This is a genomic window from Pseudomonas sp. NC02 (genome assembly GCF_002874965.1).
In the GTDB taxonomy this organism is placed as follows: Bacteria; Pseudomonadota; Gammaproteobacteria; order Pseudomonadales; family Pseudomonadaceae; genus Aquipseudomonas.
In genome coordinates this window covers 6,777,235-6,791,665 of record NZ_CP025624.1, presented here as the reverse complement: position 1 = coordinate 6,791,665, position 14,431 = coordinate 6,777,235, and the positions used below count along the sequence as shown (strand labels likewise).

General features: G+C 61.4%; 13 protein-coding genes. 11 read left to right on the top strand and 2 right to left on the bottom strand.

Annotated elements, in window-relative coordinates; genetic code table 11:
* Positions 1 to 95: 95 nt before the first annotated feature.
* The 5 genes from C0058_RS32075 (at position 96) to C0058_RS32050 (ending at position 3,887) form a co-directional block, all read left to right on the top strand.
* Positions 96 to 1,004: a LysR substrate-binding domain-containing protein gene (locus C0058_RS32075; protein WP_003213413.1), complete on the top strand. Its 909-nt coding sequence runs from the start codon at positions 96 to 98 to the stop codon at positions 1,002 to 1,004.
* 332 nt (positions 1,005 to 1,336) lie between these two features.
* Complete coding sequence (purE, locus tag C0058_RS32065) at positions 1,337 to 1,828, top strand: 5-(carboxyamino)imidazole ribonucleotide mutase (RefSeq protein ID WP_003213411.1); 492 nt, start codon at positions 1,337 to 1,339, stop codon at positions 1,826 to 1,828.
* 12 nt (positions 1,829 to 1,840) lie between these two features.
* Entirely contained in the window at positions 1,841 to 2,926 is a 1,086-nt protein-coding gene (locus tag C0058_RS32060; protein ID WP_102370181.1) for a 5-(carboxyamino)imidazole ribonucleotide synthase, read from the top strand.
* Between the two features lie 103 nt (positions 2,927 to 3,029).
* Positions 3,030 to 3,275 carry a GlsB/YeaQ/YmgE family stress response membrane protein gene (locus C0058_RS32055; protein ID WP_003213408.1) on the top strand — a complete coding sequence of 82 codons (246 nt, stop codon included), beginning with the start codon at positions 3,030 to 3,032 and terminating at the stop codon, positions 3,273 to 3,275.
* Positions 3,276 to 3,353: 78 nt separating this feature from the next.
* Entirely contained in the window at positions 3,354 to 3,887 is a 534-nt protein-coding gene (locus C0058_RS32050; protein ID WP_023659290.1) for a DUF3299 domain-containing protein, read from the top strand.
* A 120-nt stretch (positions 3,888 to 4,007) separates the two neighbouring features.
* Here the strand turns inward: C0058_RS32050 and C0058_RS32045 are convergent, their stop codons facing one another.
* Positions 4,008 to 4,907 carry a D-hexose-6-phosphate mutarotase gene (locus C0058_RS32045; protein ID WP_102370180.1) on the bottom strand — a complete coding sequence of 300 codons (900 nt, stop codon included), beginning with the start codon at positions 4,905 to 4,907 and terminating at the stop codon, positions 4,008 to 4,010.
* A 58-nt stretch (positions 4,908 to 4,965) separates the two neighbouring features.
* Positions 4,966 to 5,370 (bottom strand): acyl-CoA thioesterase, encoded by a 405-nt coding sequence (locus C0058_RS32040; RefSeq protein WP_003176975.1) that lies wholly within the window; start codon positions 5,368 to 5,370, stop codon positions 4,966 to 4,968.
* Positions 5,371 to 5,827: 457 nt separating this feature from the next.
* Here C0058_RS32040 and C0058_RS32035 point away from each other — a divergent pair, with 457 nt between their 5' ends.
* From C0058_RS32035 to phoU, 6 genes are all read left to right on the top strand, one after another.
* The gene (locus C0058_RS32035; protein ID WP_003213403.1) at positions 5,828 to 7,117 is read left to right on the top strand and encodes an MFS transporter; all 1,290 of its coding nucleotides are present in this window, start codon (positions 5,828 to 5,830) and stop codon (positions 7,115 to 7,117) included.
* A 329-nt stretch (positions 7,118 to 7,446) separates the two neighbouring features.
* Complete coding sequence (locus tag C0058_RS32025) at positions 7,447 to 8,436, top strand: phosphate ABC transporter substrate-binding protein PstS (RefSeq protein WP_003213401.1); 990 nt, start codon at positions 7,447 to 7,449, stop codon at positions 8,434 to 8,436.
* A gap of 430 nt (positions 8,437 to 8,866) precedes the next feature.
* Positions 8,867 to 10,900: an ABC transporter permease subunit gene (locus C0058_RS32020; RefSeq protein ID WP_174717804.1), complete on the top strand. Its 2,034-nt coding sequence runs from the start codon at positions 8,867 to 8,869 to the stop codon at positions 10,898 to 10,900.
* 15 nt (positions 10,901 to 10,915) lie between these two features.
* Positions 10,916 to 12,586: a phosphate ABC transporter permease PstA gene (gene pstA / locus C0058_RS32015; RefSeq protein WP_008439475.1), complete on the top strand. Its 1,671-nt coding sequence runs from the start codon at positions 10,916 to 10,918 to the stop codon at positions 12,584 to 12,586.
* Between the two features lie 139 nt (positions 12,587 to 12,725).
* A complete protein-coding gene (gene pstB, locus C0058_RS32010) occupies positions 12,726 to 13,559 on the top strand; it encodes a phosphate ABC transporter ATP-binding protein PstB (RefSeq protein WP_003213395.1) in 834 nt (277 codons plus the stop codon).
* Between the two features lie 72 nt (positions 13,560 to 13,631).
* The gene (phoU, locus tag C0058_RS32005; RefSeq protein WP_003213392.1) at positions 13,632 to 14,393 is read left to right on the top strand and encodes a phosphate signaling complex protein PhoU; all 762 of its coding nucleotides are present in this window, start codon (positions 13,632 to 13,634) and stop codon (positions 14,391 to 14,393) included.
* Positions 14,394 to 14,431: the final 38 nt, after the last annotated feature.

Sequence of the window (14,431 nt, the reverse complement as noted above, 5' to 3'; positions counted from 1 at the left end):
AACACTGGCCTATGCATAAACGGCATAATGTCGGTGTGACCCCGTTACCATGACGGACGTGTGTGCCAAAATGGTGCGTGCCCCGGGAGGATGTGATGAACCTTGAAAGCAAATGGCTGGAAGACTTTAGCGCCCTGGCTGCCACCCGCAGCTTCTCCCAGGCGGCTGAGCGGCGCTTCGTCACCCAGCCGGCGTTCAGTCGGCGCATCCGCAGCCTGGAGGCGGCGCTGGGGCTGACCCTGGTCAATCGCTCGCGCACGCCGGTCGAACTGACGGCGGCGGGGCAGTTGTTCCTGGTCACCGCGCGGACCGTGGTCGAGCAACTCGGCGAGGTGCTGCGCCACCTGCATCACCTGGAAGGCGGGCAGGGCGAAGTCATGCAAGTGGCGGCGGCGCACTCCCTGGCCCTGGGTTTCTTCCCGCGCTGGATCGCGCAGTTGCGCAACGAAGGGCTGAACATCGCCACGCGGTTGGTCGCCACCAACGTGGGCGACGCCGTGCATGCGCTGCGTGAAGGCGGTTGCGATTTGATGCTGGCGTTCTACGACCCGGATGCGGCGATGCAGATGGACCCGGAGATCTTCCCGTCGCTGCACCTGGGCAACACCGAGATGCTGCCGGTGTGCGCCGCCGATGCCGACGGCAAGCCGTTGTTCGACCTGGAAGGCGAGGGCAGCGTGCCGCTGCTGGCCTACAGCGCCGGAGCTTTCCTGGGGCGCTCGGTAAACCTGCTGCTGCGCCAGCGGGCGCTGCGCTTTACCACGATTTACGAAACGGCCATGGCCGACAGCCTGAAAAGCATGGCCCTTGAGGGCTTGGGCATTGCCTGGGTGCCGCAGTTGAGCGTGCGCGCCGAGCTGGCCCGGGGTGAACTGGTGGTGTGCGGCGGCCCGCAATGGCATGTGCCGCTGGAGATCCGGTTGTATCGCTGTGCGTTGGTGCGCAAGGCGAACGTGCGGTTGTTGTGGCGCAAGCTGGAAGGCGGCGCGGCGCAGAACACCTGAGCCCACACAGATCAAATGTGGGAGCGGGCTTGCTCGCGAAAGCGTAGTGTCAGTCAACCCATCTGTGGCTGATCCACCGCATTCGCGAGCAAGCCCGCTCCCACATTAGTTTTCTGGTGTGTTCGCTGACCTGGAAGTCAATAAAACCGCCTGTTTGCGGTGTAAGACAGATGGTCATTCCAGGGGCTGTTTATCTGCGTTATTACGGTATACTGCGCGGCCTTCGGCCGGTCCAACCGGCCTTAATTCGTACAACAAGCCACGCTGGATTTCCCGCGTGGCTTGTTGTTTTTTGACGCGCCTGCGGGCGCCCAGAGAGAAGAGGCACGACGATGAGTGCATTGGTTGGCGTGATCATGGGCTCCAAGTCCGATTGGTCCACCCTTAGCCACACCGCCGATATGCTGGAAAAACTCGGCATTCCCTACGAAGTGAAGGTGGTTTCCGCCCACCGCACTCCGGATTTGCTGTTCCAGTATGCCGATGAAGCAGAATCCCGTGGCATCGAGGTAATCATCGCCGGTGCCGGCGGCGCAGCTCACCTGCCAGGCATGTGTGCAGCCAAGACTCACCTGCCAGTGCTGGGCGTACCGGTGCAGTCGTCGATGCTCTCGGGCGTGGATTCGCTGTTGTCCATCGTGCAGATGCCCGCCGGTATTCCGGTGGCCACCCTGGCGATCGGCAAGGCCGGCGCGATCAACGCTGCCTTGTTGTCCGCCAGCATCCTCGGCGCCAAGCACCCGCAGTTCCACGCGGCGCTGAAAAAATTCCGTGCTGAGCAGACAGACAGCGTCCTGGACAATCCAGACCCACGCATTGCCTGAGGTGGTTGATTGATGAAAATCGGTGTAATCGGTGGCGGCCAACTGGGCCGCATGCTGGCCCTGGCGGGTACGCCGCTGGGGATGAACTTCGCTTTCCTGGATCCGGCACCAGATGCCTGTGCAGCTGCCCTGGGTGAACACCTGCGTGCGGACTACAGCGACCCGGATCACCTGCGCCAACTGGCCGATGAAGTCGACCTGGTGACCTTCGAGTTTGAAAGCGTCCCGGCTGAAACCGTGGCCTTCCTGTCGCAGTTCGTGCCGGTATACCCGAGCGCCGAAGCCTTGCGCATCGCTCGTGACCGCTGGTTCGAGAAGAGCATGTTCAAGGACCTGGGCATCCCGACACCGGCTTTCGCCGACATCCAGTCCCAGGCTGACCTGGACGCCGCAGTCGCCTCCATCGGCCTGCCGGCCGTGTTGAAGACCCGCACCCTGGGTTACGACGGCAAGGGCCAGAAAGTCCTGCGCACCGCCGCCGACGTGGTCGGTACCTTCGCCGAACTGGGCAGCGTCGGCTGCCTGCTGGAAGGTTTCGTGCCGTTCACCGGTGAAGTCTCGCTGATTGCCGTGCGTGCCCGCGATGGCGAAACGCGTTTCTACCCGCTGGTGCACAACACCCACGACAGCGGCATCCTCAAACTGTCCGTGGCCAGCACTGACCACCCGCTGCAAGCCCTGGCCGAAGATTATTCGAGCCGTGTGCTGAAGCAACTGGATTACGTCGGCGTGATGGCGTTCGAGTTCTTTGAAGTCGACGGTGGCCTCAAGGCCAACGAAATCGCCCCGCGCGTGCACAACTCCGGGCACTGGACCACCGAAGGCGCCGAGTGCAGCCAGTTCGAAAACCACCTGCGGGCGGTAGCGGGCTTGCCATTGGGCTCCACGGCAAAAGTCGGCGAGAGCGCCATGCTCAACTTCATCGGCGTGGTGCCGCCGGTTGATCGCGTGATCGCGATTGATGACTGCCATCTGCATCACTACGGCAAGGCGTTCAAGGCCGGGCGCAAGGTCGGCCACGCCAACCTGCGCTGCAAGGATCGCGCGACGCTGCAAGCGCAGATCCTCAAGGTCGAAGCGCTGATCGCCGAGCAATAACCCAAGGCCGGGCGGAACCATTGGTACCCGCCACCCTCTGATTGCAGGAAGCCAAAGTCTGACTAGGCTTTGACTGAATTCACTTCAATCAGAGGGAAATGCCATGGGTATCATTGGGACCATCTTTATCGGTTTGATCGTCGGCCTGCTGGCGCGTTTCCTGAAGCCAGGCGACGACAGCATGGGCTGGATCATGACCATCCTGCTGGGTATCGCCGGTTCGCTGGTTGCGACCTATGGTGGCCAGGCACTGGGTATCTATCAGGCGGGCCAGGGCGCAGGCTTCATTGGTGCGCTGGTGGGTGCCGTGGTGCTGCTGGTGATCTACGGTCTGCTGAAAAAGAAGTAATTTAGCGACCAAGCCCTCTGCGCTGCGCAGGCGCAGAGGGCTAGAATGCCGGCACTGTAATCCTTGCCGAGCCTCTCCATGCGCCGTCTTCTGTTATCCCTTCTTCTATGCACCGGGTTGGCCCACGCTGGCGAACTGCCGGAAACCGACTGGCTGGAACTGATGCCCAAGTCGGACCAGAAAGCCCTCGAAGAAATGCCGGAAATCGACCACAACTCCCCGGAAGCCCAAGGCACGTTCACCGCAAAGGGTGGCCTGAAGCAGAGCAAGGGTTTGCCGGCGGTTATGTATTCCACCAAGACGGTGGCTGCCATGAACGGCAAGAATATTCGCATTGGCGGCTACCCCGTGCCGCTGGAAACCGACGCCAAGGGTCGCAGCACGCTGTTCTTCCTGGTGCCTTATCCGGGCGCCTGCATCCACGTGCCGCCACCGCCGCCCAACCAGTTGGTGCTGGTGCGTTATCCCAAGGGCTTGAAGCTGGATGACATCTACACGCCGCTGTGGGTGACGGGCACGCTGAAGGTGGAGAAGGTCAACAATGACCTGGCCGATGCGGCGTATGCGTTGGATGCGGGGAAGGTGCGGGCGGTCAAGGAATCGGATCTCTGATCTGATGCAGAACCTAATGTGGGAGCGGGCTTGCTCGCGAATGCGGTGTGTCAGTCAGCACATGCACTAACTGGAACACCGCATTCGCGAGCAAGCCCGCTCCCACATTTTTGATTGGGGTTACAGGGCGATACCGCTGATGCTCACGCCCAGGGTATGGCTTTCACCCGGCGCCAGCGTCACCACATCGTCCAGCACATTCGCGGTCTCGATGCACAACATGCCCTGCCAGCCGTCGTCGGCCATGTCGCTGAAAGCCTTGGCACGTTCGGTCCACGGGTTCCAGATCACCGTCGAGCGCGAGCCTGTGCTGGTGAGCTGAACGCGGCGCTGCCAGTCTTTATCGACGATGTTCACTTGAGTCGGGGTGTCGAGGTAGATGCGGTCGGTCTCGGCGGTGAAGTGCAGCAGCCCGGATTGCTGCTTTGGCGTCCAGCCGTCGGCGGTATCGATATAGTCCCGCCCGTCCAGGCCGTCGACCTGCACGTTGCGTACATCGCTGACCGCAAAATAGCTGTGCAGCGCCTGGCTGAGGCTGACGGTCTCGGCGCCGTGGTTGTGGCTGGTCAGGCGGATGTGCAGTTGATCATCCAGCAGGATGCTCATCTTCAGGTCGACCTGATGCGGCCAACCCGGGAAGCCACCTTCAGGCACCGGCAGCTCCAGCTCAACCCTCAGCGCTGTACCTTCAGCCTCAACGCCAGCCAACGTCCAGTCAGCGGTCCGCACGAAACCATGGGCACCGGCCGGCTCGGCGCCCTGGTACATGGCCTTGACGCTCTGCGGGTTGCGGTCGAATACGCCAAACCACGGCCAGCACACCGGCACGCCGGTACGAATGCCTTTGCCTTTCTTGAACAGCACCTGATCGTTGGGCCAGATCAGCGGCTTCTCGCCGGTGCGCTGGTAACTCACGATGTGCGCGCCTTGCTGGGCCACCACCAATTCGGCGCCGTTGTGGCGGATGCGCCAAGCGTTCAGCTCATCCAGTTTTACGGTTTCAACGTTGGGCGTAGACATAGGCGCGCGCTCTCAATGGCAGACAATGGGGCAATGGACCGTCAAAACGTCGCGATGTTTAACGCGCCCGCGACGGAACCGAGCGGGTGCGGCCGCTGCCATCGATGGCAACGAACACAAACACCGCCTCGGTGACTTTGCGCCATTCGCTGGACAGCGGGTCGTCGCTCCACACTTCGACCATCATCTGGATCGAGCTGCGGCCGATTTCCAGGGCCTGGGTGTAGAAGGACAACTGCGCGCCGACGGCCACGGGCACCAGGAATGCCATGCGATCAATCGCCACGGTGGCTACGCGGCCACCGGCAACCTTGCTCGCCATGGCGGTGCCGGCCAGGTCCATCTGCGCGACCAGCCAGCCGCCGAAGATGTCGCCGAAACCGTTGGTTTCACGCGGGAGTGCGGTGATTTGCAGGGCGAGATCGCCTTGCGGGATAGGATCTTCTTGTTCGAGTTCGATCATGCCGGTGCCTCTGACCCGTGACGCTTCATGGGTATTTCAAGTGGATAGCCGTCTTCTGGAAAAACGTTTCAGCACCAACATACACCGCTCGATGCGTTTCTCGTAAGGCGTACTAAAGGGAAACTCTGCCAAATCGGCTGGTGTATAACCAACGGCGTTTTGGCACAGCAGCCCCTCAAGGATGCGGGTCTGGCGCTTGCAAGGGCCGAGTATATCGAGCCGTCGGCGCCACGACGACCTCCCGACGCTCATTTGGTCGGTAAATAGACGCTGTATCGCGGCTTTTTCCGGCAACTGTGCTCCTGCTCATATTAATTGCACGTCTGCTGCGGAAATATTTCGCGGATCTGAACTGTTAACGGCTCAACGCTGTGCTTTTTCAAGCGATTTGCTATCTTGCCAAGCCTGCCGCAAGTCCCGGGCTTGCCGTCCTGACTACTATAAGAGAAGCCTTGCCATGTCCTCCGTGCCCGCAAGCAGTGCGCAACCTTCGCGCCCGCTGACCCGCAACGACTACAAAACCCTGTCGCTGTCTGCCTTGGGCGGGGCGCTGGAGTTCTACGACTTCATCATCTTCGTATTTTTTGCGACGGTAGTCGGGAAGCTGTTCTTCCCGGCGGACATGCCCGAATGGCTGCGCATGATGCAGACCTTCGGCATCTTCGCCGCCGGCTACCTGGCGCGGCCGCTGGGCGGGATCATCATGGCGCACTTCGGCGACCTGCTGGGGCGCAAGAAGATGTTCACCCTGAGCATCTTCATGATGGCCGTGCCGACCCTGATCATGGGCCTGCTGCCGACCTACGCGCAGATCGGCCTGTGGGCGCCGATCCTGTTGCTGCTGATGCGCGTGATCCAGGGCGCGGCGATTGGCGGTGAAGTGCCGGGCGCGTGGGTGTTCGTGTCCGAGCACGTACCGCCCCGTCACATCGGTTATGCCTGCGGCACCCTGACCAGCGGCCTGACGGCCGGCATTCTGTTGGGTTCGCTGGTGGCCACGGCCATCAACACGCTCTACAGCCCGGAACAGGTGTCGGATTACGCCTGGCGCATTCCGTTCCTGCTGGGGGGTGTGTTCGGCCTGTTGTCGGTGTACCTGCGTCGCTGGCTGCACGAAACCCCGATCTTCGCCGAGATGCAGCAGCGCAAGACCCTGGCGGCCGAGCTGCCGTTGCGCGCGGTGTTGCGTGACCATCGTGGCGCCATCGTACTGTCGATGCTGTTGACCTGGCTGCTGTCGGCCGGTGTGGTCGTGGTTATCCTGATGACGCCGACCGTGCTGCAAACGATCTACCACTTCAGCCCAACGGTGGCGCTGCAGGCCAATAGCCTGGCCATCGTCACCCTGAGCCTGGGGTGTATTGCTTCCGGCGCCCTGGCCGACCGTTTTGGTGCCGGGCGCGTGCTGATCATCGGTTGTGCCTTGTTGCTGGCAACGTCCTGGACGCTCTATCACAGCCTGATGGCTCACCCGGACTGGCTGTTCCCGCTGTACGCCTTGACCGGCCTGTTTGTAGGCACCATTGGCGTGGTGCCCTATGTCATGGTGAAAGCGTTCCCGCCGGTGGTGCGTTTCAGCGGTTTGTCGTTCTCCTACAACGTCGCCTACGCCGTATTCGGTGGCCTGACGCCGTTAGCGGTGTCGCTGCTGATGAAGGAAAGCCCGATGGGCCCTGCTTACTACGTGGCTGCCCTGTGCGTGATGGGGATGGCGGTGGGTGGGTACCTGTGGAAGCGCGGGCGCTGACACGTTTTTGAAAACTGCCGGACAACCTTGTGGCGAGGGAGCTTGCTCCCGTTGAACTGCGCAGCGGTTCCATTCTGGGGGCCGCTACGCGACCCAACGGGAGCAAGCTCCCTCGCCACAGATTTTGCCTTACAACGATTACAGATTGTTTCCACGAAATCGCTCCAACCTCCTCGCAAGCCCCGGATTTATTGGCGTTTCTCCTTCCTGTCAGCTTTTTCATAAATGCTGGCCTTTCATCTAATTGTCATATTCCAGACATAGAGTGTTCACACGGCCTACCGATACTTGGCCCCGATCCAACTATCCCTATCTGCTAGGAGCAAGGCATGAAACTGAAACGTTTGATGGCGGCAATGACTTTTGTCGCTGCTGGCGTTGCGACCGCTAACGCGGTAGCCGCTGGTGTTGACCCGGCGATTCCGGCTTACGTGAAGACCACTGGTGTGTCGGGCAACCTGTCCAGCGTTGGTTCCGATACCCTGGCAAACCTGATGACCCTGTGGGCTGAGGGTTACAAAAAGGAATACCCGAACGTCAACATCCAGATTCAGGCCGCCGGCTCCGCCACTGCACCTCCTGCACTGACTGAAGGCACCTCCAACCTGGGCCCGATGAGCCGCAAGATGAAGGACACCGAGCTGGCTGCCTTCGAGCAGAAGTACGGCTACAAGCCAACCGCGATCCCGGTTGCCGTGGATGCCCTGGCCGTGTTCGTGCACAAGGACAACCCGATCCAGCACCTGACCATGGAACAAGTCGACGCGATCTTCTCCTCGACTCGTCTGTGCGGCGCCAAGGCTGACGTCAAGACCTGGGGCGACCTGGGCGTGACCGGCGACCTGGCCAACAAGCCAGTGCAACTGTTCGGTCGCAACTCGGTATCCGGCACCTACGGCTACTTCAAGGAAGAAGCCCTGTGCAAAGGCGACTACAAGCCTAACGTGAACGAACAACCTGGTTCGGCGTCGGTTGTGCAGTCCATCAGCTCCTCGCTGAACGGCATCGGTTACTCGGGCATCGGTTACAAAACCGCCAGCGTGAAAACCGTGGCCCTGGCCAAGAAAGGCAGCACTGACTTCATCGAAGACAGCGAAGAAAACGCCCTGAACGGCAAATACCCGCTGTCGCGCTTCCTCTACGTCTACGTCAACAAAGCCCCGAACAAGCCTCTGGCCCCGCTGGAAGCCGAGTTCGTGAAGCTGGTTCTGTCCAAACAGGGCCAGGAAGTGGTAGTGAAAGACGGCTACATCCCGCTGCCAGCCAAAGTTGCCGCCAAGGCACTGGCTGACCTGGGCCTGAAAGAAGGTGGCAAATAAGCCGCCGGTAAACCTGCCTGGAACCGCGGTTTACCCACGGTTCAAGGCCTCGGCGGGGTCTGTAAGACCTGGACCTCGCCCCCCATTTTTTAATCCGCTGCCAGCCCTGCTACGCGGCGGATTTCTTGCGTCACTGCATTGTCATCTTTCTGTCATACAGGATCGCTAGGGTGTGCGCATGAATGATCTGGCCAATTCCACCATGACGACGACTTCTCCCCCCAAGCGCATTGATTTCAATACGCCTGAGCTGCAACGCAAGCGCCGCATCCGCGCGCTCAAGGATCGCCTGACCCGCTGGTACGTGCTGATTGGCGGCCTTGCCGTCCTGGGCGCGATCACCTTGATCTTCTTCTTCCTCGCCTACGTGGTCGCGCCGCTGTTCCACGGCGCCAACCTGACCAAGGAAGAGGCCCTCGCGCCTGCCTGGCTGCAGGATGCCGGCAAGCCGCTGATGATCTCCATGGAAGAACAGAACCAGGTCGCCATGCGGGTTTCCGACAAGGGCCAGGCGCTGTTCTTCAACGTTGACACGGGTGCCGAACTCAAGCGCGTTGACCTGCCGTTGCCGGCGGGCGTGACAGTCGCCTCCATTGGTGAAGACCAGCCCGGCAGCCCGCTGGTGATCCTCGGCCTGTCCAACGGCCAGTCCCTGGTGTTCCGCCACACCTATAAAGTGTCGTACCCGGACGGCAAGAAGACCATCTCGCCCGCCGTTGAATACCCTTACGGCGAAACACCGATCGTCCTCGACGAACAAGGCCGCTCCCTTGAGCATGTCGCCTTGAACGCGACCGACTCGACGCTGGTGGTGGCCGGTTCCAGTGGTGCCCATCTGAACGTGCTGTCCATCAGCCGTGAAGAAAACATGATGACCGAGGAAGTCACCACCGAGCAGAAACGCATCGAGCTGCCGCAAATGACCGAGCCGGTCAAAGCCATCTTCGTTGATCCGCGCCAGCAGTGGCTGTACGTGATCAACGGTCGCGCCCAGGCCGACGTTTTCAGCCTGCGGGACAACAGCCTCAACGGTCGCTACAAATTATTGGAAGACGGCGTGGCGCAAGTCACGGCCAGCACCCAACTGGTGGGCGGCATCTCGCTGATCATCGGTAACTCCAGCGGTGGCCTGGCGCAGTGGTTCATGGCCCGCGACCCGGACGGCGAACAACGCCTGAAGCAGATCCGTACCTTCCAGATGGGCACCGCGCCTATCGTTGAAATCACTGCTGAAGAACGTCGCAAAGGCTTCACCGCCCTCGACGCTTCCGGCAAGTTCGGTGTGTTCCACAGCACTGCCCACCGTACGTTGCTGGTGGACCAGGTGGTCGACGGCAACGGTATCTTCGGCATGTCGCCACGGGCCAACCGTGTGATCGTCGAGGCCGGCGGCAAGCTGCAACCGCTGCTGCTGGACAACCCGCACCCTGAAGTTTCCTGGAGCGCGCTGTGGAGCAAGGTCTGGTACGAAAACTACGACGAACCTAAATACGTCTGGCAATCGACCGCCGCCAACACCGACTTCGAACCCAAGATGAGCCTGGCGCCCCTGACCTTCGGTACCCTGAAGGCCGCGTTCTACGCCATGCTGCTGGCCGCACCACTGGCCGTTGCCGCTGCGATCTACACCGCTTACTTCATGGCCCCGAGCCTGCGCCGCAAGGTCAAGCCGGTGATCGAATTGATGGAAGCGATGCCGACGGTGATCCTCGGCTTCTTCGCCGGCCTGTTCCTGGCGCCGTATGTCGAAGGGCACCTGCCGGGGATTTTCAGCCTGCTGATGTTGCTGCCGATTGGCATCCTGGTGGCCGGCTTCGTCTTCAGCCGCCTGCCTGAGTCGATCCGCCTGCGGGTCCCGGATGGCTGGGAAAGCGCGATCCTGATCCCGGTCATCCTGTTTGTGGGCTGGCTCTCGTTGTACATGAGCCCGTACCTGGAAACCTGGTTCTTCGGCGGCGACATGCGCATGTGGATCTCCCACGACCTGGGCATCACCTACGACCAGCGCAACGCCCTGGTAGTCGGCCTGGCCATGGGTTTCGCGGTGATCCCGAACATCTACTCCATCGCCGAAGACGCCGTGTTCAGCGTGCCGCGCGGCCTGACCCTGGGCTCCCTGGCCCTGGGCGCCACGCCATGGCAGACCATGACCCGCGTCGTGATCCTGACCGCCAGCCCAGGCATCTTCTCGGCGCTGATGATCGGCATGGGCCGCGCGGTCGGTGAAACCATGATCGTGCTGATGGCCACCGGCAATACGCCGGTGATGGAGATGAACCTGTTTGAAGGCCTGCGCACCCTGGCAGCCAACGTCGCGGTGGAAATGCCCGAATCGGAAGTCGGCGGCAGTCACTACCGCGTGCTGTTCCTCTCGGCGCTGGTGCTGCTGCTGTTCACCTTCATCATGAACACCCTCGCCGAGCTGATTCGTCAGCGTCTGCGCAAGAAATACTCGTCGCTTTAAGAAAGGTAGAAGTCTGTGAAACAGAACTCCCTGAATGGATGGTTCAAGAGCGGCGCCCCGGGCGTCTGGATCAGCGGTGGCGCGGTGTCCATCGCGGTCATCATGACCATTGGTTTGCTTGCCGTGATTGCCGTGCGTGGCCTGGGCCACTTCTGGCCGGCCGACCTGATCCAGGCCAACTACAACGTGCCGGGCCAGGAAAATCACATCGTCGTCGGCGAAGTGGTGCAGAAAGAAGAAGTGCCCCGCGAGCGCCTGAAAAGCGCTGGCTTGCCGGTGCCGGACCAAGGCCCGGAGTTCATGACCCGCGAGCTGATCAAGGTCGGCAACCGTGACTTGAACGGCAATGACTTCACCTGGATCGTCGGCGAGTGGCTGACCAACCAGACCAAGCCGGTCGAGTTGATGGCCATCGAGCGTCGTGAGTGGGGCAACTTCTACGGCACCCTGGTCAACGTCAAGCAGGACGGCAAGGTGATCGCCGAAGGCGAGGCGGCCTGGCCGGAACTGCAAGCCCGCGTGGACCGCGTCAACAAGCTCGCGGCCCAGCTCAAGACCCTCGAGAAGTCCGACATCGGCGCCATCAACGCCGGCCTCGAACGCATCCGCCTGCACGGTCGCAAGCTGGAGCTGGAAGGCAAGCTGGACGCCACCGCCCAGGCCGACATGGACAGCGGCCGCGCCGAACTGAACAACCGCTACAAGGATATCGAAGCCCGCCTGGCCGACCTGCACACCCAGTTCAACCGCGACAGCCTGACCGCCCGCGATGCCAACGGCAAAGAAATCGAAATCGGCATTGGCAAGGTGGTGCACGCTTACCAGCCGAACGCCATGGGCTACATGACCAAGGTTGGTTTCTACTTCAGCAAGGTCTGGGAATTCCTCAGCGACGATCCACGGGAAGCCAACACCGAAGGCGGGATTTTCCCGGCGATCTTCGGCACCGTGATGATGACCCTGATCATGGCGATGATCGTGACCCCGTTCGGCGTGCTGGCGGCGGTGTACCTGCGTGAATACGCCAAGCAGAACACCCTGACGCGGATCATCCGCATCGCGGTGAACAACCTGGCCGGTGTACCCGCCATCGTTTACGGCGTGTTCGGCCTTGGCTTCTTTGTGTACGTACTGGGCGGCTCGGTTGACCGGCTGTTCTTCGCCGAGGCCTTGCCGGCACCGACCTTCGGTACGCCTGGCCTGCTCTGGGCGTCGCTGACCCTGGCGCTGCTGGCGGTACCGGTGGTGATCGTGGCCACCGAAGAAGGCCTGGCGCGGATTCCTCGCACCGTACGTGAAGGTTCTTTGGCACTGGGCGCGACCAAGGCGGAAACGCTGTGGAAGATCGTGCTGCCGATGGCCAGCCCGGCGATGATGACCGGCATGATCCTCGCCGTGGCCCGCGCCGCCGGTGAAGTGGCGCCGCTGATGCTGGTGGGTGTGGTGAAACTGGCGCCGTCGCTACCGGTGGACGGCAACTACCCGTACCTGCACCTGGACCAGAAGATCATGCACCTGGGCTTCCATATCTATGACGTCGGCTTCCAGAGCCCCAACGTCGAAGCCGCGCGGCCGCTGGTGTACGCCACCGCCTTGCTGCTGGTGCTGGTGATCGCCACGCTCAACTTGTCGGCGGTGTGGATTCGTAACCACCTGCGCGAAAAATACAAAGCGCTGGACAGTTAATTGAAGTGAACGCGGACTAAATGTGGGAGCGGGCTTGCTCGCGAATGCGGTGTATCAGTCATACATAGGTCAACTGACCTGACGCCTTCGCGAGCAAGCCCGCTCCCACAAAACGAATTGGTAGCACAGGGAGCATCCCATGCAACATGAAACCCATTCCCACGGCATCAACATGTCAGCCCTGGGTCGCGACAAGCAGAGCCTGAGCCTGGCCCAGGAAACCGTGGCCATCGAAGTCCCGGGCCTGAGCCTGTACTACGGCGACAAGCAGGCGCTGTACGACGTCAGCATGAACATTCCGAAGCAGCGCGTGACCGCCTTCATCGGCCCGTCCGGGTGCGGCAAGTCGACCCTGCTGCGCACCTTCAACCGGATGAACGATCTGGTGGACGGCTGCCGCGTCGAGGGCGCGATCAACCTGTACGGCACCAACATCTACCGCAAGGGCGAAGACGTAGCCGAGCTGCGGCGCCGGGTGGGCATGGTGTTCCAGAAGCCCAACCCGTTTCCCAAGACCATCTACGAAAACGTGGTCTACGGCCTGCGCATCCAGGGCATCAACAAAAAGCGCGTCCTCGACGAAGCCGTTGAGTGGGCACTGAAAGGCGCGGCGCTGTGGGACGAGGTCAAGGACCGCCTGCACGAGTCGGCCCTCGGTTTGTCCGGCGGCCAGCAGCAACGTCTGGTGATCGCCCGCACCATCGCCGTGGAGCCGGAAGTGCTGCTGCTCGATGAACCGTGCTCGGCACTCGACCCCATCTCCACGTTGAAAGTCGAAGAGCTGATCTACGAACTCAAATCCAAGTTCACCATCGTCATCGTGACCCACAACATGCAACAGGCGGCGCGGGTTTCCGACTACACCGCGTTCATGTACATGGGCAAGCTGGTGGAATTTGGCGACACCGATACCCTGTTCACCAACCCGGCGAAGAAGCAGACCGAAGACTACATCACCGGTCGCTACGGCTAGCAGGTGGCTGGTTGCTCACTGAACTGATGCTGCGGTCGACCGCACCTTACTGGACGTTCCAAGGACGCCAACATGATTAGCAAAGAAGGCCTTACCCATCACATCTCCGCGCAGTTCAACGCCGAGCTTGAGGAGGTGCGCAGCCACCTCCTGGCCATGGGCGGGCTGGTGGAGAAGCAAGTCAACGACGCCGTCACCGCGCTGATCGAGGCCGACTCGGGCCTGGCCCAGCAAGTGCGCGAGATCGATGACCAGATCAACCAGATGGAACGCAACATCGACGAAGAATGCCTGCGCATCCTGGCCCGTCGTCAGCCGGCGGCGTCCGACCTGCGTTTGATCATCAGCATCTCCAAGTCGGTGATCGACCTGGAGCGCATCGGTGACGAAGCCACCAAGATCGCCCGCCGCGCCATCCAGTTGTGTGAGGAAGGCGAAGCGCCGCGTGGTTATGTCGAAGTGCGCCACATCGGTGACCAGGTGCGCAACATGGTTCGCGACGCCCTCGACGCGTTTGCCCGTTTCGACGCCGAGCTGGCGTTGTCGGTGGCCCAATACGACAAGACCATCGACCGCGAATACAAGACGGCGCTGCGCGAACTGGCGACCTACATGATGGAAGACCCGCGCTCTATCTCGCGGGTACTGAGCATCATCTGGGTACTGCGTTCGCTGGAACGCATCGGCGACCACGCACGCAACATCTCGGAACTGGTGATTTACCTGGTGCGGGGTACTGACGTGCGGCACATGGGCCTCAAGCGGATGAAAGCAGAAGTTGAAGGTACGACCGATCAAATCCCTAATGTTCCGGGCGTTCCTGACGATAAGTAAGATTGCCCGAGAAATAAACGCCCGGCCTTTGGTCGGGC